General features: G+C 32.5%; 24 protein-coding genes and 2 pseudogenes. 12 read left to right on the top strand and 14 right to left on the bottom strand.

The genetic code is table 11. The annotated features are described in order from the left end of the window. Nucleotides 1-318: 318 nt before the first annotated feature. Both D1868_RS11090 and D1868_RS06940 read right to left on the bottom strand, forming a co-directional pair. Nucleotides 319-1,317: an FkbM family methyltransferase gene (locus D1868_RS11090; RefSeq protein WP_231112327.1), complete on the bottom strand. Its 999-nt coding sequence runs from the start codon at nucleotides 1,315-1,317 to the stop codon at nucleotides 319-321. After that, nucleotides 1,314-2,351, bottom strand: coding sequence for a glycosyltransferase family 2 protein (locus tag D1868_RS06940; protein WP_156006847.1), 1,038 nt, complete (start codon nucleotides 2,349-2,351; stop codon nucleotides 1,314-1,316). The genes D1868_RS11090 and D1868_RS06940 overlap by 4 nt, the downstream gene beginning before the upstream one ends. Nucleotides 2,352-2,407: 56 nt before the next feature. Here D1868_RS06940 and D1868_RS06935 point away from each other — a divergent pair, with 56 nt between their 5' ends. Beyond that, nucleotides 2,408-3,562, top strand: coding sequence for a glycosyltransferase family 4 protein (locus D1868_RS06935; protein ID WP_156006845.1), 1,155 nt, complete (start codon nucleotides 2,408-2,410; stop codon nucleotides 3,560-3,562). On the opposite strand, the gene D1868_RS06930 is transcribed toward D1868_RS06935, so the two are convergent. Beyond that, a complete protein-coding gene (locus tag D1868_RS06930; RefSeq protein WP_196770220.1) occupies nucleotides 3,563-4,612 on the bottom strand; it encodes a glycosyltransferase in 1,050 nt (349 codons plus the stop codon). A gap of 143 nt (nucleotides 4,613-4,755) precedes the next feature. Further along, nucleotides 4,756-5,763 (bottom strand): glycosyltransferase, encoded by a 1,008-nt coding sequence (locus D1868_RS06925; protein WP_156006841.1) that lies wholly within the window; start codon nucleotides 5,761-5,763, stop codon nucleotides 4,756-4,758. Between the two features lie 36 nt (nucleotides 5,764-5,799). On the opposite strand from D1868_RS06925, the gene D1868_RS06920 reads away from it, so the two are divergent. Then, nucleotides 5,800-7,020, top strand: coding sequence for a glycosyltransferase family 4 protein (locus tag D1868_RS06920; protein ID WP_156006840.1), 1,221 nt, complete (start codon nucleotides 5,800-5,802; stop codon nucleotides 7,018-7,020). A gap of 256 nt (nucleotides 7,021-7,276) precedes the next feature. Continuing rightward, nucleotides 7,277-8,302, top strand: coding sequence for a glycosyltransferase family 4 protein (locus D1868_RS06915; RefSeq protein ID WP_156006838.1), 1,026 nt, complete (start codon nucleotides 7,277-7,279; stop codon nucleotides 8,300-8,302). Nucleotides 8,303-8,671: 369 nt separating this feature from the next. On the opposite strand, the gene D1868_RS06910 is transcribed toward D1868_RS06915, so the two are convergent. From D1868_RS06910 to D1868_RS06880, 8 genes and pseudogenes are all read right to left on the bottom strand, one after another. Next, nucleotides 8,672-11,152, bottom strand: a complete 2,481-nt coding sequence (locus tag D1868_RS06910) for a hypothetical protein (protein WP_156006836.1) — start codon at nucleotides 11,150-11,152, stop codon at nucleotides 8,672-8,674. Between the two features lie 271 nt (nucleotides 11,153-11,423). Beyond that, on the bottom strand, nucleotides 11,424-12,098 hold the full coding sequence (locus tag D1868_RS06905; protein ID WP_156006834.1) for a glycosyltransferase family 2 protein: 675 nt from the start codon (nucleotides 12,096-12,098) through the stop codon (nucleotides 11,424-11,426). Between the two features lie 292 nt (nucleotides 12,099-12,390). Continuing rightward, nucleotides 12,391-12,936, bottom strand: a complete 546-nt coding sequence (locus D1868_RS11085; protein WP_231112326.1) for an FkbM family methyltransferase — start codon at nucleotides 12,934-12,936, stop codon at nucleotides 12,391-12,393. Continuing rightward, nucleotides 12,927-13,313 carry a hypothetical protein gene (locus tag D1868_RS11080; RefSeq protein ID WP_231112325.1) on the bottom strand — a complete coding sequence of 129 codons (387 nt, stop codon included), beginning with the start codon at nucleotides 13,311-13,313 and terminating at the stop codon, nucleotides 12,927-12,929. Before D1868_RS11080 ends, D1868_RS11085 begins: the two co-directional genes overlap by 10 nt. 71 nt (nucleotides 13,314-13,384) lie before the next feature. Further along, entirely contained in the window at nucleotides 13,385-13,585 is a 201-nt protein-coding gene (locus D1868_RS06895; protein ID WP_156006832.1) for a hypothetical protein, read from the bottom strand. A 256-nt stretch (nucleotides 13,586-13,841) separates the two neighbouring features. Beyond that, the gene (locus tag D1868_RS06890) at nucleotides 13,842-14,834 is read right to left on the bottom strand and encodes a glycosyltransferase family 2 protein (RefSeq protein WP_156006830.1); all 993 of its coding nucleotides are present in this window, start codon (nucleotides 14,832-14,834) and stop codon (nucleotides 13,842-13,844) included. Nucleotides 14,835-14,953: 119 nt separating this feature from the next. Further along, nucleotides 14,954-15,210: pseudogene (locus D1868_RS06885) on the bottom strand (hypothetical protein); the annotation flags it as partial. Between the two features lie 587 nt (nucleotides 15,211-15,797). Further along, nucleotides 15,798-16,790 (bottom strand): hypothetical protein, encoded by a 993-nt coding sequence (locus D1868_RS06880; RefSeq protein WP_156006828.1) that lies wholly within the window; start codon nucleotides 16,788-16,790, stop codon nucleotides 15,798-15,800. Nucleotides 16,791-16,842: 52 nt separating this feature from the next. Here D1868_RS06880 and D1868_RS06875 point away from each other — a divergent pair, with 52 nt between their 5' ends. Beyond that, nucleotides 16,843-17,907 carry a glycosyltransferase family 4 protein gene (locus D1868_RS06875; protein WP_196770219.1) on the top strand — a complete coding sequence of 355 codons (1,065 nt, stop codon included), beginning with the start codon at nucleotides 16,843-16,845 and terminating at the stop codon, nucleotides 17,905-17,907. Between the two features lie 28 nt (nucleotides 17,908-17,935). Here D1868_RS06875 and D1868_RS06870 read toward each other — a convergent pair whose 3' ends face one another. After that, complete coding sequence (locus D1868_RS06870; RefSeq protein ID WP_156006824.1) at nucleotides 17,936-18,232, bottom strand: glycosyltransferase; 297 nt, start codon at nucleotides 18,230-18,232, stop codon at nucleotides 17,936-17,938. A gap of 442 nt (nucleotides 18,233-18,674) precedes the next feature. Here D1868_RS06870 and D1868_RS06865 point away from each other — a divergent pair, with 442 nt between their 5' ends. From D1868_RS06865 to D1868_RS06830, 8 genes and pseudogenes are all read left to right on the top strand, one after another. Further along, on the top strand, nucleotides 18,675-18,830 hold the full coding sequence (locus D1868_RS06865) for a hypothetical protein (protein ID WP_156006822.1): 156 nt from the start codon (nucleotides 18,675-18,677) through the stop codon (nucleotides 18,828-18,830). Continuing rightward, on the top strand, nucleotides 18,827-19,144 hold the full coding sequence (locus D1868_RS06860; RefSeq protein WP_156006820.1) for a hypothetical protein: 318 nt from the start codon (nucleotides 18,827-18,829) through the stop codon (nucleotides 19,142-19,144). Before D1868_RS06865 ends, D1868_RS06860 begins: the two co-directional genes overlap by 4 nt. Next, nucleotides 19,104-19,742: an FkbM family methyltransferase gene (locus tag D1868_RS06855; protein ID WP_338055778.1), complete on the top strand. Its 639-nt coding sequence runs from the start codon at nucleotides 19,104-19,106 to the stop codon at nucleotides 19,740-19,742. The genes D1868_RS06860 and D1868_RS06855 overlap by 41 nt, the downstream gene beginning before the upstream one ends. Nucleotides 19,743-19,838: 96 nt before the next feature. Beyond that, nucleotides 19,839-20,121, top strand: a pseudogene (locus D1868_RS11340) (oligosaccharide flippase family protein); the annotation flags it as partial. 141 nt (nucleotides 20,122-20,262) lie between these two features. Next, nucleotides 20,263-21,672, top strand: coding sequence for an oligosaccharide flippase family protein (locus D1868_RS06845; RefSeq protein ID WP_156006815.1), 1,410 nt, complete (start codon nucleotides 20,263-20,265; stop codon nucleotides 21,670-21,672). 241 nt (nucleotides 21,673-21,913) lie between these two features. Next, nucleotides 21,914-22,678 carry a glycosyltransferase gene (locus D1868_RS06840; protein ID WP_156006814.1) on the top strand — a complete coding sequence of 255 codons (765 nt, stop codon included), beginning with the start codon at nucleotides 21,914-21,916 and terminating at the stop codon, nucleotides 22,676-22,678. Between the two features lie 775 nt (nucleotides 22,679-23,453). Next, nucleotides 23,454-23,828, top strand: a complete 375-nt coding sequence (locus tag D1868_RS06835) for a PaREP1 family protein (RefSeq protein WP_156006812.1) — start codon at nucleotides 23,454-23,456, stop codon at nucleotides 23,826-23,828. Continuing rightward, nucleotides 23,815-24,138 (top strand): PaREP1 family protein, encoded by a 324-nt coding sequence (locus D1868_RS06830; RefSeq protein ID WP_156007978.1) that lies wholly within the window; start codon nucleotides 23,815-23,817, stop codon nucleotides 24,136-24,138. Before D1868_RS06835 ends, D1868_RS06830 begins: the two co-directional genes overlap by 14 nt. Nucleotides 24,139-24,841: 703 nt before the next feature. Here the strand turns inward: D1868_RS06830 and D1868_RS06825 are convergent. Then, nucleotides 24,842-25,288 (bottom strand): HPP family protein, encoded by a 447-nt coding sequence (locus D1868_RS06825; RefSeq protein ID WP_156006810.1) that lies wholly within the window; start codon nucleotides 25,286-25,288, stop codon nucleotides 24,842-24,844. Between the last annotated feature and the right edge of the window lie 345 nt (nucleotides 25,289-25,633).

Genomic DNA, 25,633 nt, shown 5'->3' with positions numbered 1-25,633 from the left:
CCTTAGTTAGTTTAAGTCAATAATTACCTTCTCTCCCCTTACCTTTAACAACGACGCTATGAGCTTCTCTAAAGAGGCAAAAACTGACAGCAATAGCAAATAGGAAAGGGTCTACGAAAACCTCAATGCAAAGAAGGTATGAACGCCAGCAGCACCTTATACCCTCTCTCAAAACGTAAACTAACATTATCACTTGAGAATAAGGAAAGAAGTGAGTAAGACTAGGGAATAACAATTGGCAAAGGACAACATTTTAGGTTAAAATAAATAAAAAATTACTGTAACCACTTGCGTAATCATGAAAATATAATAAACTACTTATTTTCTTTTTACACAGTAAAGCATACCTAACTTATTCTTATCCCAGTTCGGAAAATATTTCTTGTATATGTGCTCATTCACAAATTCACAATTATAATCCCTTTCAAGTAATTCTATCAACTTAGATATTGGTATACTAGTATTATACGCGTGATATTCAAATGCTAATTGATCAAATTTAGATACTGCCTCATAATCGTTTAAAATTAAATTATATTCACATCCTTCACAATCCATCTTTAATACATTAGTTTCTAAATTATACTTTTTAATAATATCATTTAATGTTTCCATTCTAACCTTTACTCCATTTCCATCAGACTCTTTGAACCATATTCCTGGTGCTTGCTTCTTTTCCACGTTAGAAATAACAATATATCCTTCCTTATCTCCTACAGCCATATTTAATGGAACGATCTTTTCCTCAAGACCGTTTATCCTAATATTTTCCACTAATTCTTCATATGCCCCAGGATGAGGCTCTATTGCATATACCTTTTTAGCACCCTTTGCCGCGAAATAAATTGCTGAATCTCCTACGAAAGCTCCTATATCTACTACCGATTTATTCTTAACGTCCACATAACTATATTGTTCATCCACGAATGTTTCCATAATTACATGATGCATATGTCTAAATTTTATACTTCCCTTTTCCCAGTATTTGCCGTTATATATCCAGTTATGATAGAGGGCTTCTAGGATGGCAGCAAAGTCTCCATAAGCTATAAGTATTTCATTTATCGGTATCCAACAAGTATTTCCATTAACGTAAAACGCGATAGAATTATTAGAACAATTAGTTATATTCCCTTTATAATACAATACTAAAATAGTTCTAAACGCTTCTCTATTGACTTTAATCGTACTATTATCCTTACATTTAAGAAGTATTTCTGGATTTTTACGAATGTAGCTAAAGATACTAGATATCCAATTTTTTAACAATTTTCTAGACTTTATTACTATTTTAGCTCTAGTTATAAAATTACTCATTTCCTCACACCTTTAATTATCCTTTTAATTAACATTTTTACCCGTTTTGAAGGAATACTGGTAAAAATAACATATGGAAGAAAATTAAGATACCAGTGTAGGTCATGATTAATTAAGGACAAATCCGTAAGGTCCTTAATCGCACTTAATATGTTCTGTTTGTAACCTAATTTTTCTTTGATTTCATCTGGTGAGGTATACAAGGCTAATTTAGCACTTAATACCCTCATTTTTACAACATTACGCATCTGATTTCTTGGAGATATATTATTAATTATAATTTTCCAGTCATTTATAGACCTCATTAAGTTAAAGAGAGGTCTAATAATATCCTTTTCATTTAAGGCTATTGATGAGTTCTTATTATGAATTCTATATCTCGTTAATCTGTCTGCAGCATGAAATAGTTTACCGCATTCAGCTGCAAAAGCAGGGATAAAATCCTCTACACCAACATCTATTTGTTTTAATAAAGCCATTTTATCCTCTATGCAACTACGTCTGACAGACATTAAACTTACAGTTACTGCAATACCATAATACTTTACAAGAAAATTTTTGACCCTTTTGTCAAAAGGATCTATTAGAACGTCTTCATGCGGAGTTATTTCTTCAAGATATTTAATAATCTCGCTAATCTTAGGGTCTTTAGTGTTTATGTCAATTATTTTATCATTATAAATATACTCCCTTGTATCATGAAAGTATGACACTTCTTTTTGTGTAGTAAATACATTGTATATTTTACTTAGTTTTTCTTGTTTAAACTCGTCATCATCCTCTAGGAATGCTAAAATTTCGCCCTTTGACTCCTCAATTCCCGCACTAATTTGCTCTCCATATTTAGGAGTATCGTATATAATATTTTTATAGCCTAGCTTTGCAATGTAGTCGTCTATCTCCTTATCCTCAAAGTTCTTAACTACAATTACTTCATATAATCCTTTATCTAGTAACTGTCTATAAACACTTCTTATTGCGTTTTTAAGGAACTCTCTTCTGTCATAAGCTGATATAATTACGCTAATTAACATTAGGGATAGAATTCATAAGCGGTTAATAATTTTTATTGGTTCCCTTAGATTAATTTATGAAAATTTTGTTCGCGTTAATTGGCACTGGACTAGCGGGTGGAGTTAGATATATCTTTGAAGTAGCTAACGGGCTAAAGGATAAAGGTCATGATGTGAAAATAGTGGCTTTGGCTGGAGATCATAGTTGGTTCAAAAATTTGAGGGCTGAAGTTATTTATAGACCATTGAATATGAACAGATTTAGCTCGTTAATGTACACTCTGTTCAAGATATATAAGTATATGTTTTTGAGAAGTGTTAAGATAAATCCTCGTGACTTTTTCTATGCAATTTCATTTAGGCTCGGCGTAAGACCGGACTTCATTTTTGAATTAGCTGAGTTGATCAGAAACTTTGACTCAGACGTTACTGTTGCGACTTATTATTTGACCGCATTTTCAGTCTGGTTTTCACAAAATAAAAACCCATTTTATTTGATGCAAGACTTTCCAGAACTGGTTGAAGAAAATGAAGGAAAGTTAGGTTTAAACATCTTTTACCAATCGCTAAAATTACCTTTCTCTTTTATAACAGTCTCTTCTTATGCTAAACAACTAATTGTAGAAAACAATCCTACAGCGAAAGTAACTATAGCACACCCCGGAGTCGATTTAAACGTTTTTAGACCAAGAAGTGTAAATGCTCAAAATAGAAAGAAGAGGGTTATGGTAATATTAAGGGGTTCAAGATTAAAGGGCGATGAGGTAGCTATGGAGGTTCTGAAGAACCTTAATAAAAAGTTGCCTATCCACGCGGTTCTTGTAGGGAGTAAAAGTCTAGTTAAGCATTATTCAAAGTCCATAGGATTAGACTTCGAATATTCAGTATTTTCTAACGTATCTGACGAAGTTCTTGCGGAGCTTTATTCGTCATCAGACGCCTTTCTCCACACTTCTTATGCTGAAAGCTTTGGTTTACCCCCGTTAGAGGCTATGGCTTGTGGAACTCCAGTAGTCATGACTGATAATAAAGGTTCTAGGGATTATGCTATAAATAATTTTAATGCTTTGGTTTCTCAACCTGGTGACATTAACTCCTTGGCTAATAATTTGTTGAAAGTATTACAAGATGACAAGTTAAGAGAAAGATTAATAGAAAATGGTTTAGAAACTGCTAAAAAATTTACGTGGAATTCAACTGTAGATAACTTTGAAAAAGCATTAAAAGAATAATTATTTTGTATTCAATTCTAATATTTGTTTAAATCTTCTTTTTAGAATTAATTCTGAAGATTTTTTCTTACCATAAATTAATGGTAAATTTAATTTAGCCATATAAATAATAAATTCCGATAAAGATATCTCATTATTAAACAAGTATTTAATGCATCTAAATAATAATGAGGTATATGAAGATGTGCTAGCTTTATAGTCGCAATTGAAATAATTATTTAATAAATATAGATCAGTTTCATGAATCAGAATTCCACGTTCTACAATTTTTCTACAACTTTCATAATTTTTGACTATTTTATACAATTTTCTTAAATCTTCTAAAATTTTATTTTGTAAACAAATGATTTTATGTTGGTTTTTAAGAAAATCAGTGTAATTAGTAATATTCCCATATGAGCTTATTCCAGATCCTATTCTAAAATATGTCAAACGATTTGAAATGTGTAATACATTACCTTCTAACACTGAAATAAATAAAAGAGAGGTATCTAACATAATTTTGAGTTCATTTATAAAATTTTTATATTTATCTAGTATATCTTTTTTAATACTCATAGAACTTATATTAAAACCTAGAAATGGATAACGATTGATTAACACAAATATGTTATCTAAATTTATAATAGTGTCCTCTTGTGGTTGAGTTTCTTCAATACTTTTTGTAAAAGAATTGTTGATTTCTTTCCCGTTAATATCTATGTATTTTTGAAGATTATGAATCATAACTAAATTATTATTTCGTTCAAAAATTCGTTTTATATACTCTATTTTATATTTATCAAAAATGTCATCATCTTCTAGAAAAAATACTATATCTATGTCATCATCAAGGCTATTTATTGCCTGCACTATCTTTTTTCCATAATCAGGATAATTAGCTTCAATTGTTGTTAGATTATGAAAATTTTGAGAATTTTCAATAATTTTTGTATTATCAGTTACCACGACTATTTGATCCGGTAATACTGTCTGATGTAATACTGAATTTATAGCCTCATTAACATAATTATAACGCTTATAAACAGTAACAATTACGGCAGTTTTCATCATACAACCTATCCAGAATCAGTTTTTTATTTTTAACTAGATACGATTTAGACCTCTCATTATTTTGAAATTACAAAATTTATTGAATCATGATTAGAGATATTGTAGTACTAGAAAAGTAACAAGATATAGTATATTAGGATTTATATCAAATTAGTATAAACATTTATTATTTTCCTGATAGAGTTTTCCCAAGAGAACTTCCTCATGCTATTTCTTAGCTTATCATAATATTTTTCCTTAAAAGATTTTATATAATCTAGTGGAGGAAGTTCTTCATCAATTTTTATACAATTTTCACAAACTTCATCTGGGATTCTTGCATCTTTGAACAGTATTACTGGAACACCTCTTGCTTGTGCCTCAACTATAGGTAACCCAAAGCCTTCCTCTTTTGTAGGGAAGAAGAATGCATCAAAGGAATCGTAAATTTCAACTAATTTCTCATCTGGTGCAGGTCCCATGATCTTGATTCTAGGGTCTTTCTCGCTTTCCTCTTTTATTTTCTTAAAAATCTCACTATTAGGATTATAACTTCCCCAAAGCTCGAATATTACGTTCTTTTCCTTTATTTTTCTAAAGACTTTTATCCCTCTAATTACATCCTTTCTCTCACTATCTAACTTTCCAATATAACCTAACTTTATTACGTCACGCTTTTCATATCTTGCCAAAGGCTTAGTAAAGAACTCATCTCCTATTCCAGGATTCACTACGAAAATCTTCTTTTTATAACCTAATTTTTCTACGTCGTCTTTAACTAAACTAGAAACTACAATTAATGCGTCAGAGTTTAATATACTCTTCAAGTAAACCTTCTGCATATAAGGTGATGGTTTTGATTCCCTATACTTAAGAAAGAAGAGGTCATGTACTGTAGTTAACCATTTAGCCTTACCTTTTCTCAGAGGGAAGAAAGGTTTGGGGGAAAGTAAATGAATTATATCGTAACCAGAGTAGTCGTGAAAAATTCCTTTTATCACGCTATTTACTGAAGAGAAGATTGAAGAATAATCAAAAAGAGGGTAAGGCTCCACGTCTATTTGCTTTTTTAGTCCTCTATAAACTTCTCTAACGTATCTTCCTATTCCAGTAACTTTACTTACGTCTTCATTAAAGTCGTCCTTTCCTGCTATTAATAGTACTTTCACAGAATTTATTAATTCCTATAGTCAATAAAGCTGTTCGTGAAGATAACAGTAGTAACCTCAGGATTAAGGTCAAACTACACTGGAGGGAGTGTTCATGTTAGAAATGTAGTTAAAAGACTTGTAAATTACTTTAAGGTAGAATTTATTCCCTCCATAAATTTTTTCATAAATAATGATAGGGTAAATGAGGAGATCGAAAATATAAGAAAACTTGGCATAGAAATTCCAGATTTTGTTATCTCTTTGTCGGAATTTCGTAACTTGAAACCTTCCTTCTTACCTTATTCTTCCTCCGTGTATAATAAGTATGTGGAAAAAGTGGAGAAAGTAGATTCTGATTTTATTTATGATCCAGATTATACTACTCCCGAGAGCATTTTCATTTCAAACAAGGTAGGAATACCTCTAGGTTTAACGCTTCATGTACCATTATATTCTTTTTCTCAATCTGTGTTTTACACGTATTATACTCTACGTCCGTTCTTTTTACAATCCTTAGATTATTTTCTAAAGAGATCGATAGGACTTTATTTGCTAACGAGAATTAAAGCTTATTACCTGCGCAAATCGAGGCACTTAAGCTTCGTAGCTGCAGTAAGTAAAGGTACGCTAGATTCTGTGAATATAAAAAATTCAAAGAAGTACGTTTTATACCCTGGAAATGGAGTAGATAAAGAATTACTGCAATATAGAACTAATAAGAAGGAGGATTATGTTGTCTTCTGGACTACTTTAATCCCACCTAAGGGTATTCTAAACTTTCTTTACATAATCAATTTACTTAAGAAGAGAGGTATATCAATAAAAGCAAAGGTTGCAGGGAAATTTCTTTATGATAAATTCAAGAAGCTCTTCTTCAACTACATAAAAGATAATGGGTTAGACGTGGAGTATTTGGGCTTTTTAGATAGGAGAGAGCTTTACGCTACAGTGTCTAGAGCAAAACTTCTTATATACCCGTCGTTAGCTGACGGGTTTTCCATTACAATTTTAGAATCGTTAGCATTAGGAACTCCAGTAATAGCTTATTCTATACCTACCGTGTATTCTGTATTCAAGGACGTACCTGCTGTGAAATTCGTGAAAGAAGGAGATATAAGAAAATTCGCTGATGAGGTAGAGAGTGAGCTTAAAACTGGTAAGTTACAAGAGGCAATACATGATAAAAGAGTTGACGCGTTTATAGAGTTTCATAATTGGGATAACGTTGCAGAAAATATTGCAAAAATTATAAAAGATTCATTAAATACATCTTAATTAATTCTGCTTATTATAAAAGTAGTTAAATTATTTGAATGTAAAGTGTACGAATTTGATAATTCAGTATTTGATGTTACTATATTTGTGATACTAATTACGTCCTAGTTATAGTTTCAGATTTTACTAAATATAATAAATTTTCATATTTAAAATGATAAGTTGGAACCTTGTGATACGCGATATAGAAGTGCATCTGTTAAATGAAATATAGAGCGAAGAACTCTTATAATATTTCACTTTAGAGACAATAGTAATGAGGATTTTAATATCTCCTCCTATGAGGTTCGGTAAGGAATTCCTCGGTGCAATGAGGAGGACGCTCGAAGTTTACAGTAGAATAGGGGAAGAAGTTTATTTATGTGTAGACGAAAGAACCTTGCCACAAGTAGATCCAGAAATATCTCCTTTACTCTCAAAATTTTACTTAGTTAGATCATCAAGTACTGATAGAAAAACCTACTTGAAAGGGTTCTTCAATTGCCTTAAATACGCTAGGAAAGCAGACGTTTTAATAAGCTATAGTGGATATTCATTAAGCGTTTATTATACTTGGTTATTATCCCTATTTTCACGGAAGCCTTTTATTGTAGTAGTTCATCACGTTACTGAAGAGATAAGAGAAAGTCGATTTTTGCGTAGTGTTATTGCAAAAAGTAAAGGGATTATTTGCCTGGATAATCCAGAGGTATATGAGGAACTTAAAAAGCTCTTTCCCGACAAGATCATATTAACTTCTACTAACGGAGTTAACATTGAGGAATATCACACGTCAGATGAGAAAATATGTGACGGAATTTTTGTAGGAAATTATGGCGAGAGGAAGGGCTCAAAGTATTTATTTCAAATATGGAATAAAGTTAACGAGAGAATTAACGCTAAGCTTTGCATTATAGGGAAAGGATGGAGTGAAATTCCTAAAAATTCCGTTTATTACGGTTTTGTGAGCGAGAAGGAGAAAATTGAATTACTTGCAAAGTCTAAAGTCTTTGTCTTTCCTTCTCTATATGAAGGTTTTGCTTTAGCAGTTGCTGAGGCTTTAGCATCCTATTTACCCGTAGTTACTTGGGATTTAAAATGGAGTGAAAGATACTCTGTTGCAATAAAAGTAAAATTTCCTGACGTTGATTCTTTTGCTGAAGAAGTTATTAAATTATTAAAAGATGAGAATCTAAGGAAGTCTATAGGAGAGAAAAGTAGGGAATTTGCTAAAAGTTTAAGCTGGGAAAAAGCAGCCGAAATGGAAAAGAAAGCAATCTACAAAATAATAAGAAGGTTATGACAATGTTTTACTAAAGTTTATGTGTTTTAGCTTTAAAACTTAAGGTTGACAAGCAAGGCGTATGTAATGCAGCGGAAGGAAAGAGAAAATAAGTCAATCACTATTTTTAAATAACATTAACTACATTCCAATTTAGTTAATAAGTCCAAATATTCATATCATCATCTACTCCTCTCTACCTTACAGAGTCGAGGGTTCCTCTGTGAGCGGTTTATCCCCAACCCTAGACGTGATTAGGCTTTTCCATCATTTTTCTTCTTAAGCTGTTCTTCAGAAACGTCAACAAATGAGTGAGTAGGTAAATAATAAAGAATTTATGGAAAAACGTTTAATTACTCTCTCACATGCCTTTCTGAACCAGCATTAAGTTTACTTATTGCTCTTGAGTCTGCTAATCCTAATGATAGCATTATTAATAACCTCTACGATTTTACCATTAAAAAAGCTCTTGTAAATGATGAAATAAATGAACAGCGCATAGAAGAAAATATCTACTGCAGTTATTAGTAAATTAGTTATAAAACCTAGCTTTATTGAAATTGTTAGCCTACCGTTAGATTCAAAAACATATTGGCCAAAACCGTTTAAGCCTAAAATCTTTCCGTTATTTACTTCAATTCCACCATAAGGTAAAGGTAAAGATGTTTCCACTATGTAAGAAGGATTACTATTTACTTCAAATTCTGCCATTAACTGATTGAAGGAGAAATTAATTGGCACAGACACAAAATCGGACAGATTTAGTTTTTCTGGAATTATTATAGTCCAAGGTTTTACAGTTATATCTTTCTCACTGAGTATAGTCTCGTGAATTATATTTCCCTCATGATTGATTATATAAGATCCTTGGAGAATCGTTACGTTTTTACTATCGTTAAATAATGAGATATAATTCTCGTTAACTATAGAAGGATTAAGTAGCATTGTTATAGTATTGTTAGTTTTTTCTGGACTAATTATGGCAGGAGTGTAGTTAAGTAAGGGATAAAGTAAACATTCAGCCTTAAATAGAACAGTTTCATTAGTTGAATTGAAATAAATGCCCATTTTAGCTTCCCTAAATACTGAAGCATTTGGCTGTTCAAGTAAGTATACGTCACCTTTTGCGTAAACCACTTTTAGTCCAGAGTTATTCACATAAGAGTAAATGAAGGAATTACTTAAGGGGATATAAGAAGTATTGTCTATGAATAAGTACTTTATTCCTGCAATATCGTAAGCTAAAGGAGTCTGATTAACGTTAGTAATAGGTGGAGGAGAGATTGTAACGTAGCCCGGCATAAGGGGAGGAGAATATGAAATGAATTGATAATTTGTCCACTTCTCGCTGAACCCTATTTCACCTACATACGCTACTCCTGCGTTAGAGGTTGATAAGATATTCATTACGTGAACCCATTGAGGTGGAGGATTTAAAGGATAGTAATATCCTTCTAAGGATATACTATTTCCAGGGAATGACCTAGTATCTTGACTAGGATAAAGTGTTCCATTAAAGTATTGCCAGCTAGCAAAACTCATAATCAGGATTAATACAACTGCTATTATGTATCTCGTTTTGACTTTCTTGAAAAAGGTAATTATATAATTGAAGCCTATTGCTGCTAATATTAAAGATAGTGAGATATTAGTCCACTCTGCGTAAAACGGAATTGCAAATGCTGTAGACATTATTCCTCCAATTACTGGTAACTTTGAAGGAAGGACGTCAAATATATATGTAAAGTCAATAAGTGGAAAGTTAGTTCCACTTTCTACGCCTATCATAAATAGAAGAGCCAATAATAATTCTGAAGATATTTTTCTTCTAGACTTATCAAAAATACTAATAAACACTATAGTAATAAAAATGAATAGAGAAGAAAGCCATATATACGATAGTAAGTCATTTGGTAAAAGAATTTGGTCATTAAACCCATAGGCTGGTAAGTAAAACCATTTGTCTCTAGGATAAAAAAGTATAGAAGGTGAAGATGGAATAACTGAGGGCCACCAACTACTTATAAATGTTAAAAAATTTATAAAATCTGCATTTTGGGAAAACCCTGATATATAAGATAGACTATCAGGTCTTAATGCGGGAAAGCTTACTGCTTTACTTATTGGAACTGTAATAAGAGACGGATATATAAATATGTAGTATACGTAAAATACAAAAGGTAAAGATGTAACAAATATACCTATTAGACCTTTAATAATATTTCTAAATGATTTTCTATCAGCAAAGATAGTATATAGTAAAAATATAATTGCGATGTAGATAAACCAAATGTAAAATCTTGGATCCATCATTGCAGAAAATCCTAAGGCTATACCAGATAAAGCAATATTTTTTCTAGTAAGGCTAACGTTGTTGAGTTGTATATTTATAAGATTTGTCAATACATAAGATAATGAGAGTATTCCTAAAATTACATTAAACCAGTCAGAAGCAATTAATTGCATGTAAAGAGGTATTAAATAGAAAAATAATATTAGCAATATTTTTACTGCAAGATTGTGTATATTTAAAGTATTCAGGATTATGTCAGTTAATTTCCATAATATAACGTATATTACGCTAAATATTATTATTAGAAATATTTTAGCTAATATGATAATATTATTGCTAGGTATAATATACATAAATAGATATAGAATACTTAGAACGCTAGGAGAAATCCCAGTCTCAGGGGTATACACAAATAGAGTATAAAGATATTTAACTTCATATCCAGAGAAAAAAGGAAACTGAGGCCCGTAATAGTTTAGATATCCATTACCAAAAAGATAGCCAGATATAGGAATAAACGAGAATATCCATAATAATAGGAATGTCAATTTGCTGTACTTATGATGAGTACTAAGCATCATGAGATATTCTTGAGCAGTCTTAAAACATTTTTCGTTACTTAGCGAGAGGTATACAAGGTTAAATAAAAATATTACTCATGGTATTATCGATATATATTTTATTATATTATGGTTTATAACGCCATATTTTTCTAAATAATTATACACGTATCTAGATAAAGTAATGTTAACGTTATTTATATCTAAATTATTCAAATATTCTCTGGGATCTGAAATGGTATCTATAACTTTTTTATAAAAATATACGTAATTATTTGGATTAGCGTTTTTATATTTGACCTTTAACTTTGGATAATAAATATAAGAAATATAGAATAATACCATATTTTTTAACATATGGATATATAGAAATCAAATCACTGTATTTTATTGCCAAACCCCTATATATATCAATTACATTTTTTAGCATTCTTATTTTCCAAAACTTAGCGTATCTTTTTTCTCTTTCTATAAAAAGATTATTTGTTATTACGTCTTCATTTTTGCCTATAATCAATGGAAAAGTTATAGAGATTTTCTGTCTGCTTAGAAATTCTATATCCTCTCCATAGTTCAAATCTTTCCAGTTTCCAGATTTAAGAATATCTTCTTTGGAATTTATATAAGTCATTACTGGACCAAATATGACTAATTCTTTCAACCCAGATTTTATAGTAATGTGAAAGTTCTGATTATAATAGGTGTCTAGATCAAAGTATGCGGTTATTGAGTTTTCTGGGCATTGTTCTAACGCATAGGCTCTTCCTTTTCCTCTCGATGATCTTAATCTATAAACTTTGAGATTATATTCTTTCTTTAATTCCATTAGTTTCTCATAAGTTCCATCTTTCGAATAATTATCAACGATAACGATATCATAGTCAGGACTCCAAACTGATTTTATACTCTCCTCAACAGTATTAACATTATTAAAAACAGTACCATAAACACAAATACTAGTCATGAAATATGACTAGAATAAATTGATAAAAGCTTTGTTGTTCATTACTTCAGTATATCCTAAAAATGATAAACATTTCATGGGAAACCTCAACAGTTATGCGCTCAGTATTAAATCCTTCGGCTAAACTTCAAGCATAGTATTAGCTAAGATTATCACGTTAACCTTTCAGCTCACGTTGTAATCTATACTTCTTACACCCTTTACCTCACTATCTCTTTTTAAGGCCATGCAATACACTATCTATAGCTTGTAACATTGGTTCTTTCATTATAGGACGGAATTGTAACTGATATCATTGCCTCCACGCGTAAATATAACCAAAAATTATTCCCTGTAAGGATCTTGGAATTGTAATCTTAGCTTTGAATCCATTTTCCTTTAAAATATCTACTAACTCCTTATACCCATAATGGTACTCTATTTGGATTTTCTCAAACCGATTTAACGTTTCCTTATTCGCGTTTCTAAATAAATCATATTCACACCCTTCACAGTCCACCTTAAGTACAGAACCTTTTTCAATATTAAATTTTGAAACTATAGTGTTTAAACTAAATACTGGTACCTTAATACCCTCCCCAAAGTCTACTAGTTGGGTACTCGCATTACTTTCTATATCTTCTCTCACTCGGACTTCTCCATCATAACCACAACCAGCATTAATTAAAACTATTTTATCATCCAATCCATTAACCTTAACATTTCTTTGTGCTATGTGAAAGATTTTTGGGAAAGGTTCAAAGGCTATAACTCGCCTTGCACCTTTTAAAGCGAAATAAATTGCAGTATCTCCAATGTTAGCACCAATATCAACAACAGTCTTATCCTTTACATCCAAAAAATCGTACTCGTGAAAAACAAAGGGTGCCAAAACATCTCCTTTTTTCCAGTCATAAAAAATAACATTCCTTTCCTACCATTAAACATAAACTCCAGAACATCGTCCGCAAGCTTTATTATGTGTAGGTTACTAAAGTACACGGCGTAAATATAAGCTGCAAAACGGTTACTAATTTCTACATTTCTTCCGTCTCTTAACCTGGCTTGAAATGGATATTTTCCTCTAACTATATTAAGTAAAACGCCCTTGTAATTTTCATAAGTTCTATAACTAACATAAATTAAACTAAAAATATTTTTAGGATTTTTAGGATTAATCCATCGAAAGAAATTATTTAGCTTAGCTAGAAGAATCTCGCTTTTAGTGACTCCCATTATAGTTACCTTTCATGAATTCCTTTATTTTCCTGCTTATATTTTTTATATCGTTACCGCTTTATGTAAATTCATCCCTGCTCTAGAGAATCTTTTAGATATCGGATAGATACTATTTGTAAACTCCACATAGTGAGGCATCTCGTGAACTTGGCAAAAAACTTTCTCGTTTTAACTCCGTTTCTAGCTAAATACTCAGCTAACTCATATCCCTCTTCAAGAAAGCCAGAATATTGATTTTCCTTTAGGACGTTCCCTCTGTGCATTACCACGTTTTCAAGAAACTCTTGATAAAGTCATAGTTCTAGTAAATGATGGATATGCATTAAGTGATGCAATAAAAACTTGTAATTGACGAAGAACTTAGAGAAAAATACAGTAAAAGAATTGTAAAAAATAAATTTGAAATTACAAATTGGGAAAATTTAATAAAGAACTTACTTAATTATTTAAATAAATTTAATATTATTAATGTTAGATAAATAGAAGACTAATAATAACTAATATTATAGAATGATTTTAATTTACCTAACTATCCATTAAAACTTTAAAACATTTATTTCTGTCTATATTAAACACATTTAACGCTTCATTTAGACCATCCTCATTTTTTACAAACACAGTAAGAAGTGGACACTGGAATGCCTCAAAGTAACCTATTTTCTCCTTCAATTTATTTACTACAATTTTTCTTAAGAAAGGATATAAAGAATAGAGCTCTTCTGGAATTAAATGTGCAAAGTACTTATCCTGTATGCCCAATTCCTTATTATCTATCATTTTTTCTAATGCTAATATTTCGATATAAACGGGATTTGCGTATTTATTACAAAATCTTTTACTTTTCTTGGTTTTTGATAATAGAAATCCTAACATACCTATGGGAATAGTAAAAGTTCTATGATATACACTCCACCTTATAATAGTTTCTTTAAAATTATAAGCTTTTCCAGTGAGATCGTCTATATAATTTCTAAATCTTCTCCAGTATAGTCTAATGTTTTTTGCATACCGAGCTTCTCTTTGTTTATTTCTACAATACTTAGGATAAAGATCATAATGTATTATTACTGGAACATAGTAATCAAATCCTATCCTAGCAACAAATTCTACGTCTTCGCCAAAATTTAAATCAGTTCTCCATCCTCCCTTTCTTAAGATATGTTCTCTATTACCACCCATAAACCAATTTCCATGAATTACCTTGTTAGTAGATTTCGTAAAATCTAATAGCTTGTGGAAATTTTCATTATAATAATTATCCAGGTCAAAATATGCTGTTATTGAACCTTCTGGACAATTATATAACGCATATTGCCTACCTCCTCCTCTAGTAGACTTCAACCTCAGTAAAGTTAAATTATACTCCTTTTTTAACTCTTGTAACTTTTCCCATGTCCCATCAGTAGAGTAATTATCAACGATAACGATATCATAGTCAGGACTCCAAACTGATTTTATACTCTCCTCAACAGTATTAACATTATTAAAAACAGTACCATAAACACAAATACTAGTCATGAAATATGACTAGAATAAGTTGATAAAAAACTTTATTGTGCATTCTCCAGTTATTAGAAACTTAAGAACCGTTGTGTTCAGTATTAAATCTTTCGGCCAAACTTCAAGCACAGCATTAGCTAAGATTGTAAGTGACTCTTTAACTCGCGCGGCGATTCGGGGCTTATCTGTTTAGGCTCATAAGACCTAACCAAACACTTCAAACAACCCGTGCTAACTTCCTAACCAAAGCAATGAATAACTTCTTACCATGAAACCATCCTTGTGAGTTTCATAAAACTTCAGCAAAGTAGGATTCTTAGATAATTCATCTCCGGTAAAAATAATACAAACTCCTCAAGTACCTATTGCCCCTTTCAGAAATACCCTTACTTATTGAGCCCTTCCATGGGGAATTCACGTAAAACAAGAAAACGAATTCAACCAGCTACTATAAGAAAAAAGTAAATAAACGAGCCTAGAATAATAACTAACATAAGCTAAAAAGTACTTATTCAATTCCTACACAAATACTTCTTACTACCAGAAAACTTAACAGCGTGACGAGAACCACAAGATGGACAAGAAATATCTTTCTCTTTTATAGGCCTACGCATAAGTAATACTCGCTATGTAAATAGGTTAATGGCAACACTCTCACTTTTAGTGATAGTTTAGAATTAGGAAAGTACGAAAAATACTATACGCTCCCATAAAAAAGAATTTTATATTATCCAGATGCTAAATGACTTTATGCGAGAAGACTGTAAAAAAGAAGACGTAGACGACCTTTATACTAGTGATAATATTAATGATATAATACGATTTTACTACTGCTTTGATGACGTCGAAGAGTTAATCAAATGGTCCAGATCCAGACCATCCGCTAATATAAACATCAGTGAAATTGAGGGAAACTCAGATATTGTTTTTGTGATACCTACTCCGGATATTAAAGATAAACTAACATTAAGCTTATTGAACTCAATAATAATTATAAGTAACTACTGCAAAAATCAGAGCCCAGAGGAAATATGTTATTGGTTTTCTAATTAGCAAAGCCGCAAGACCGACTGTTGTACTTATCACTCCTAGAATTAAATTCGCATGAAAGTGGGAAATGTAATAATTAGCACCTAACCAATACATAACTCTAGATAATGTATAAAACGGTTGTACCTGTTGTAAGGCTATACCCAACTGGTTATAAATAGTAGAACTCGCAACTAGCGGTATGTAAGGCTTTATGAACTCCGTAAAAGCGATCGTGCTGGAGTTTAATAGGATAAAGAAAATTATACCAAGAAGGAAGACTTTTGCCCACTCTCTCAAATAAAGGAGTCTCCTTCCTCTTTTTAATAATAGAAAATAGACAGAAAAGATGAAGAAGGTAAGTATGCCAAAAATTATCCCCCTGGGGTCTGTAAAGTCCAGTGTGACCCCAATTGCAGCAATCATAGAGCGTAATAAAGATTCTTTAAACGTTAATTTCGCGTTAATATCTAAGGAGTAATCTAACAAAGCTAAGGTTAATGCATAAACCCCGGGAAAGAAGTATATTACTCCAGAAATAGTATACCATGTTATTGGTACCGGGATAGAGGCTAGGGTAGGGCCAAAGTAGAGGAGGAAACCGGAACCGTTAAAGTACTTTTTGATGAAATATTTTGAAGAAAAGAAAACTCCTAAAAAGAGTATTTCAAAAGTGAAGAAGCTCCACAAAGTAGAAGTTAAGGTAAGCGGGACACCTAAATAAAGGTTAAGAACATCTAACGGAAAAGCAATGAGTAAATAAACTATACCCGTAAAAGCGCCCCCGCTCATTATGCTAAATGCTAACTGTCTTTCCACCGAAGTTGGAATTGTAGGATAAGCTGGAGGGATGTTATTATGATTTAGAATATACCACTCTATGACAGAAGTTATTAAAGGGATTAAGTACAGAAGGTACTCCTTATTAAATCTTCTAATAGACACGTTTAATCATACGTGAATGAATTTATTAATAAACTTTATCACATCTACATTAATGAAAGTACTCCTAGTAACGTTCGGCGATATCAATGACCCTACAAACGGGTATTTAATAAGAGTTTCGACAATTTATAAGTGCTTATCTAAAGAACATGATGTTACTGTAATACAATTCGTCAATTCTAAAATTAGCAGTGACAACAGTAATAAGAAGATTATAAACGTTGAGATCGGCAAAAATTATCTCTCTTACGCGGTAAAAATAATATCTAAATCAATTTCCTCAATTAAGCTGATTAAATCTCACGATAAAGTAGTTGTTGAGGGCTCTATTTTCCTTCCTTTTATAATAACAGCAAAGCTGTTGAGGAAGATCGTAATTTACGATACACACGGCTCTATAGTAGAAGTTTCCAAGGGATTAAAGGGTATAAAGAATTTCATCTTCCGCAGAGTGATAGGAGGAGTTTTGGACTCAATTTCCACCAAGCTTTCAGACGTTGTAATAACTGTCTCTGAAGACGACGCCCAGATTTTTAGGAAATACACAAGGAATAAGCAAAAGGTAGTAGTAGTGAGGCACGCAGTTGATGTAGAGAATATCCCCTTTTATGAAGTACCTCACGAGAGGGTTAGAAAAGTCATTTTTGTAGGTAATTTACACTCCGTCCAAAATTATGAGGCTGTTAAAATTATTTTGAAAGTCGCTGAGAGAGTGAAGGATATAGAGTTCATAATAGTGGGAGATGGAAGGGAACTGTTTAAAGATTATCCCCCTAACGTGAAGTTCTTAGGAAAAGTGCCCTCGTTACATGAGTATTATAGAGAAGCTGATGTGTGTTTTATCCCCTTGACTACGGGAACTGGGGTAAAAACTAAGGTTTTGGAGTGCATGGCTTATGGCAGACCAGTAATAACTACTATGAAAGGGATAGAAGGTCTTAATAATGTAGAGAAACTTGACGGAATATATTTGATAAGTCATGCTGAAGACATAGATGAGTATGTTCGTTTGATGAATAGTTTAGTACTGAATAAACAATATTATAATTTAAGGAAGTACATAGTGGAAAAACATTCTATTAACTCTGTTTGTAAGAGTCTTTTACTCTTAGTTTAAAACTGAAAGTGCGAAATGTAGTTTAAATTCAGAGATTTGTTATTTTAAGAAATTTTTCCTCAAAATTGTTACTACTAAATAATTTAGCTCTTTCTTTTACTTCTTTCCTTAAGCTCTCGTTATTTAGAGCTTGATACAAAAATTCTACTGCTTCTTCCTCTGTAAGGTATCCATACCCATATTTGCCTTCTTCTATTATATCAGTCCAGCTACCTCCACTCTTATGAACCACAGGAACTGCACCGGCACTCATTCCTTCGACTATTGCAATTCCAAAGGGTTCTTCAACCTTAGCATGAAAAATAACCTTTGCTTTACATAATATTTTCCTTCAAAGATTTTTCATACAATACTAGTGGAGAGCAAAGGCAAGTACTTCAATTACGCTAGAAGTGTGAATAGAGGAGTTTCAATAGCCTTAAAATATAACCCCAGTATGGATAATTGTATCTTATAATGACGTAATCATTGAAGATGATATTAAGAAACTGTATTCATATCTCATGGAGATTGATAACAAAAAGATCGGTGCATTTGTTGGTGCAGGTGGATCAGGAATATTCAATCTATGTAAATTCTCCTTCTTATCAGATATATTAATTTTCACAAAATAATAAAGAAGAATTTAACATTCTAAAGAAATTTGGCATAAAATTCTTTGTTTATAAATATTCAAAATTCTTTAATATATTATGTAATCCAATTGTGGTTGTGAGAAACATGGCTTTTTTTTTGGACAATTCTTAATAGTAAGTCCACATTATATTATGAGTAAAGGTGGAGTCCTATTTGATGAGACCTATATTAACGGAGTAGAAGACGTAGAAGTATTTTTAGACATATTAAGCAAAGGATCCTACAAACTGATACATTTTAAAATTAAGCATTTAATAGGAGCATCTTTGGGGAGGGATGAGAAATGAAGACAAGGGGAGTTATAAGGAAGTTCAGAAACTCCATAAGCTTTTTGCGCACGTTAATGAAGTTTGTCAAAAACAGTCCCACTATTGTATACAATATAATAAGTGGTAAAGAGCTAACCCCCTTAGAAGTTGAGTTAAAAAGTGGTCATAAGTTTTTTATAAAGAATATATATGATCTGTATGGACTCTTAAGTTTATTACAGAAGGGCTGGAAAGTTAAAGAAGTATGTGATAGCGATAGTATAGTTTTATGTAAAGAAGTTTTGCCTCAAGATCAGAACTATAAAGGGAGCCGATATTTTACACATAACTGAAATATATGAGGATAAGATTTATGGCAATGCTTTCAAAGGAGTTATAATTGATGTAGGAGCTTCTAATGCAGACTCTTCTATTTTCTTTGCTATTAATGGGGCTGAAAAAGTTATTGCACTAGAACCCTTCCCTGAATCTTATGAACTCGGAGAATATAATATCAAGATTAATAACCTTGACCATAAGATAATATTGCTACCCTATGCATTATCTGACTACGATGGATATACTGACTTTGTAATATCCTCAGAAAATCCCAATGCGAATACTTTTAACCCTTCCCCTTACGTTGAAAAACTAGGAATTAAATTTGAGCAGAAAATTAAAGTTCCCACAATAACTTTGCCATCTATAATCCAAAAGTACAATATTAACAAGATATTCTTACTTAAGATGGACTGTGAAGGATGTGAATATAACGTATTAAGGAATCTCCCAGAAGATATATTAAATCGTATAGATAATATAATCTTAGAGTATCACAATCAAATTCAAGACCTCCCGGATATTTTAAAAAGAGTCGGGTTTACCGTAGAATATGATAATAAATCTACAGGTCTTATGAAAGCATATAAGAATAATAATGGGCTAATTTAACTCAAATGATGTTGTATTAGTGAAAATGCAATTAATTTTTTTGGAATAAATATTTCCGCGAGACTTTCTAAACATAAACTTTTAAAAATTCTCACTATATTTACATTATGGAATCCATTAAGTGGGGCATTAAAATTCTTTTCTACTACGCTATTTAACTCAGTTCTCGCATTAGTATTCTTTCTTATAGCTGGGCACTTAACCACTCCACATTTTGTAGGAAAAATAGCAATAATCCAGCTAACGGAGACTATTATGGGGACGTTCCTCTCTATCCTTCCCTACTAATTAGTTATAAGAGAAGTCTCATACTCTTACGCTTCCTTTTAATATTACGAGTAGGATAGTCTATACTTCATTTTCATCCTCTCTCTTAGTTCCCCTCTCTTGCTATGTTCAAATCAAAGAAATGATGTGTTAACGAGAAACCTCACTTAAGGATACAAACATCACTCTTTTTTACTCTGTGATGTGGCAGTATCATAAAGCTTTAATTTTTTTCTTCAAAGAACTAAACTGAATGAATCCCATAAAGAACGCGTTGAAGACCCTTAGTGTCACTACCACCAATCTCATAGTTGCGTTAATCTTCTTTATCATTACAGCTAAGATCACTAACCCAGCATTTTTCGGAAAAGTTGCAATAATTCAACTCCTCGAAGTAGTAACTTCTGCCTTCTTTTGCATTGTCCCCACTCAAATTATAACCAGAGAGATCTCTTACCTTTACGCAAGGAAAGAGATAGATAAGAAGATAGTAGAGAAGTTCCTTTCTTTTCCTTTCCTAGTTTTGCCAGTTTTTCTTATTCTTCTTCTTTTTCCAAATTACGTTAAGTTAGCAATTCCTTATCTCTTCCTTTACTTACTTAACACCGTAATGATAGCAATAATGGTAGGAATGGACATGTTCACTGAGTCTGCAATAACTGGAAATCTTTTCCTCATTATAAGATGGGGAGTATCAATAATCGCAGTTCTCTCACGTAATATATACCTCTTTCTTGAAATATGGATTTTAGGGGGAATCATTTCAGTTTCTATGAATTATGCCTTTCTCAGCAGGAAAGTTGGAACCCTTTTACCCTCTTTTGACTTTGCCTTTCTTTTAAAACATTTCAAGGAAGGCTTACCTCTTTACTTATCTTCTATAACATCTTTTCTTTCTTCCCAAGGTGATAGAATAACTACTGCTTATCTATTAGGCTCTTACTATCTAGGTTTGTATCAATTTTCTGCCTTAGTAGCTGGCGTTCCTTCAATGGTTTTAGGTGCATTAGGAGGGGTTCTATTACCTACGGCATCATTTTATAAGGCATTAGGAAGTGACGAAAAGAAGATGTCTTCAATCTCTTTTCGCGTATTATCTTTAATTTCCTTCCTATCTGTCATTATTTCTATACCTATTGCCATCTTAGTAGTAGACAGATTTTTCCCAGATTATGAAGCTGGTATTAGGGTTTTAATCCTTCTCCTTTTAGCTACAACTCTTTCTTTCCCTGTAATCTCCTTAACAAATTTCATTATAGCAGCTAAGAAGTCATTAAGACCTTTTCTAGTCCTTTCCTTGCTTAATGCCAGTCTAGTTTTATTAACTTCTTACCTTCTAATTCCTAGAATAGGAATAATTGGTGGTGCAATTTCTCAGGTTATTGTTTCTATAATTTCTTCTTCCTTTATATTAGTTTATGCCTTAAGGGCTTCCACCTTCCTTTTAGGTAGAAAGGAAAGTATATTGTTAGCTATGATGCCTTTAATAGGAGTATATGAGGTTTTCATTGACCCTCCTTATTTAGACCTTCTTTTACTATTATTCGTTATCTTGCTTTTCAAGTTCTTCAAAATACTCACTGTTGATGATGTGAAATTAATACAATCGTTTTTACCCTCTAGGTTGAAATTTGTAATTTCGATATTAAAGGTAATAATTTAGCTGAAGAAGTTTATTAAAGAATAACAAGATAACAAGTTATTACTGCTAGTTTTTATTGGCGTAGTTCTAGCTAAAACTTAAAAAGTTGCCTCAACCGTAAATTCACCGTCTTCAGATATATAAGCACCGACACCTTTACCCACTACTGTTTGTCGTATGCAGTTACAGTAGTAGTTAAACTCACTGACGTATTCTACTTATTGTCACAAAACCTAAAATTATTCAGCCCTAATTTCTAATTATGAAAATAAGTGTTGTCATCCCAACGCTTAACAGTGAGAGGACTATTAGACTCGCGGTTGTTTCCTCTCTTAGAGTGGCTGACGAGGTAATAGTTGTTGACTCATATTCTACGGATAGAACAGTGGAAATCGCTGAGAAAGAGGGAGCGAAAGTTCTCAAAGTAAAGGGCAGTAGGTTAATTGGCAGAATTGAAGGTGCTAAGGCTGCAAGCGGTGACTATGTAGTAAACCTGGATTCTGATATGTATTTTTCAGAGAACTTTAAGGGCTTTGAGGAGAAGGTAATTGCCCTAGGAGAGATAACTGTAGGAAAGGGGATTGTTCACAAGCTTATGATACTGGATAGGGAAATAGTACACAAGAAATGGAGTGAAAATTTAACAGTACTCAATGGTGGTATAATCCCCAGAATGTATGATAGGCAGTTGCTGTTAAAGGCTTACGAAATGATCCCTTCGAGTCTTAAGGATAAGCTTAACGCCTTTGAGGACAGCGTAATTTATTATAACGTTATGAAGTTGTATAAAGGTAAGGTTCAGTTCATTCCTAATGCTGTCTATCACATTGAGGACGATTCCTTGTGGGGATTTATGAGGAAGTGGTATAAGTACGGGAAGAACGCGAAATTATTAAGGGGGACTGAGTATGAAAGGTTTATTTACGAGAGGAGGAGTAGGCCGGGACTAACTTTGGGAGAGAAGGTTAAGTTGTTTCCTTTGATGGTGATCAAAGGGGTTCCCTTCGCATTAGGTTATTATCTCTAACCATGTAACATGCTGTTAAGAGTAAGGACTACTTTCTTTGCATAACTGGTCTAGCTGTTACCTTATTTGTAAGGCTACTAGATGGCAAAAATGATACGCCTTATGTAACAGTGTAGAGTATGAGGAGAAGATTAAAAAGTTTAAGTAGATATTAAAAATAGACTGCAGTACGAGAAAACCTATTAAGTTTACTAGAAATAGTCTCATCTGCTGAGGCGAAAATTAAAAAGAGATACGTAACACTATTTATACCCGACGTTGACGTTAGTAAAATTCCTATAGAAATCTCTTTAATTGAATTATTGATTTTCTATGAGGTAATAGTATACCTTTACAACTCAAATTTAGTAATTGTGGAATAAAGAGGGATAGCAATATACTGATCTTAAGTACTCATAACTTATCCTCATAAGCTTGTTCTATACCAGATGTTTGGTTTCAATGAGGTTGAAGTGAAGGCAATGTTGTTTTGGGAAAATTACGTCACACGTTCCACGACGGAGAGGAAAGGGTGTTAAAGAAAAGACTGGTTTGTTTGGTAGTTAGGCTATATCGTTTTGACAGTGGTTGGCAGTCATGGAATGGAGGGATAAATTCAACATCGACGAATTTTAAAAGATGATGAGTTGAACTTTACTCTCGTGTTTCAAAACTGATGAGTGGCATGAACGCTGGAAACACCACGTGGTAATGCTTGAGGTAGGTTGTGAACACTAAACTTGTTTTGCCTCCTGAGGGCTTATTAGTGTGAATGTAGAAAAATTATTTGATAATAATGCAACTCCTGAAATCGTCTGCTGATGTTTATTTAGAAGAAGCTGATGAGTTACTTTCGAAAGGCGAAGTTGTCCAAGCAAGTGAGAAATATTATAAGGCAGCAGAAGAGGCAATAAAAATTCTAGCTAGTCTTGAGGGGGATATACTCTCTGAAGTTATGAGAAAGAACTGGGATACAGAGACGGTTATTAAAGCAGTATTTAAACTGTCGTCAACATTTGGTAAGTGGGTACTGGACAGTTGGGGCTCTGCAGTGGCACTAATAACGGTTAATCTCGACATTAGCCAGATAAAGAAATATAGGGAAGATATAGTTAAGTTAGTTCAGCTTGCTGACGAAAGACTCAATAGAAAGATTATTGAAAGAAGCTGATGAGTTACTTTCGAAAGGCGATGTTGTCCAAGCTAGTGAAAAATATTATAAGGTGGCGGAAGAGGCAATAAAAATTCTATCGTATAGGAATTCCATAAAGACTATTTCTAAGGCGAATCAAATCGGACATTGGAACTCGAGGCTCTACTTTGATGCTATCGATGAACTTGAGAATATTTATTCTGATATAAGATCGTTATGGAAATCTGCATGGATATTACATATTGAAGGTTTTCATGAGGCCAGGCTACAGAAAGAAGTAGTTGAGGTTCTTAAAAAAGATATAGAAAAATTAATTAAACTGATATAAAAGATAAGAGGTGTTTCAATAACTTGTTTCGTTTATACTTTCCTCAGTAAACGAAAATGCCTTACATGTCAAGATAAGCTTAAAATTTTGCTCTTGAAGTATCTAATTCTTTGTTGATTGACAGGGAGAGCGTAAGTGATAATGGGTTGGAAGAAGGTCACCTAGATCTCGTGAAGGCTTAGAAGAAAGGGCACTCAGCTAATTTTTCCGATTAGATACTAATGCTGACTTTTTGGCCAGACTGAAGGTAAAGGATGAGATAGTAGAGGAGTACAAAGGCTATGGCATGGACGTTTCAGAAGCTACTTGTCAATTACTACGGTAGCCCGCCTCTCCTCTTGTTGTCTTTAATTAAAAATTAGGAAGCTAAAGTGTTATTTCTTTCGCCAATAAGCCTCAAGGATTTCAGCTTTTTACAACTGAAGTAGTGAAATTCTCATAATTTGTAAGATGAATCGTAAAATCGATTCTAAATAACGTAAGCTCGACTTACATTTTTCTGGACATGAGGAATTCATAGTGTACAACGTTAGAGGTCGGGTAGAGAGAAATAAGACCTCTTGTCCCATCAGCTTCTCCTCAACCCAACTAGTGGTGAATTTTTAAGTAACGAGCTTTCTCTTCAAAAATATCTTTCAAATTATCTTCAGTCTAGGGTAAATCGCGTTTTACTTACCCTCTGTAACTCACTCCCCAATTGTTTTTATTTCATACTCACCTTCATTATCCTCGAGATCATGTAATTAATCCCTTCAATAGTGAGTACTCCTACAATGACAGGATGTAAAATATAAATGGGCGAAACCCTTTCTAAAACTCCTAGAAAAGTAGCCAGAATTGACAGTGGGTGTTCTATATCTAGAAGTAATTCAATACCATAGGCTATTATTGACGCTAAGACAGCTATAAAGATGCTCGAACCTAGAGGCACAAAGATCACTCCCACACTTGCGGAAAGCAGATAGGAAGATATTACCACGAGACTCCTCTGAAACTTCCATGCTGGGTCCGGTAGCTTAGTTGCAGCTGTAGCCAAAAAGGGAGGTAAGATAAATGAGACATGAGTTTCTACTGATGCTATAGTGATTACCAAGATTGAGATTGAAAGGTTTAAAAATGCAAATAGTTTGTATTTACGACCTACCTCCATAAAGAAAGTGATGACTATCAAAATTTATGGTTTATCCATTCTTTAGATCGTGTTCTCACGAAACTACTACTTTTTTTATTCAAATTAAGTAGAGTGTATATTTAGGCTTCATAGGATTTTGTAATTTTTAATATTAATCCTTTACTAAACTTATAATCCAAAATCAGTAATATCAGAGATATAATTTTTCTACCTATAACACAAGTGTTAACGGTTAGAGTCATAGAGTCTTTAAATCTAAATAATATATTATCTTCGCCCTTTTTACTGTATCTACTGCATGTTAATGCCTTACTTTCTCTATTAAGCAAATAGTGTTCAACAAAGTTATTTAGTCTTCACATG

It is taken from the genome of Stygiolobus azoricus (assembly GCF_009729035.1).
In the GTDB taxonomy this organism is placed as follows: domain Archaea; phylum Thermoproteota; class Thermoprotei_A; order Sulfolobales; family Sulfolobaceae; genus Stygiolobus; species Stygiolobus azoricus.
Note: the sequence above shows the minus strand (reverse complement) of the source record. Positions and strands in the feature narration are given on the sequence as shown.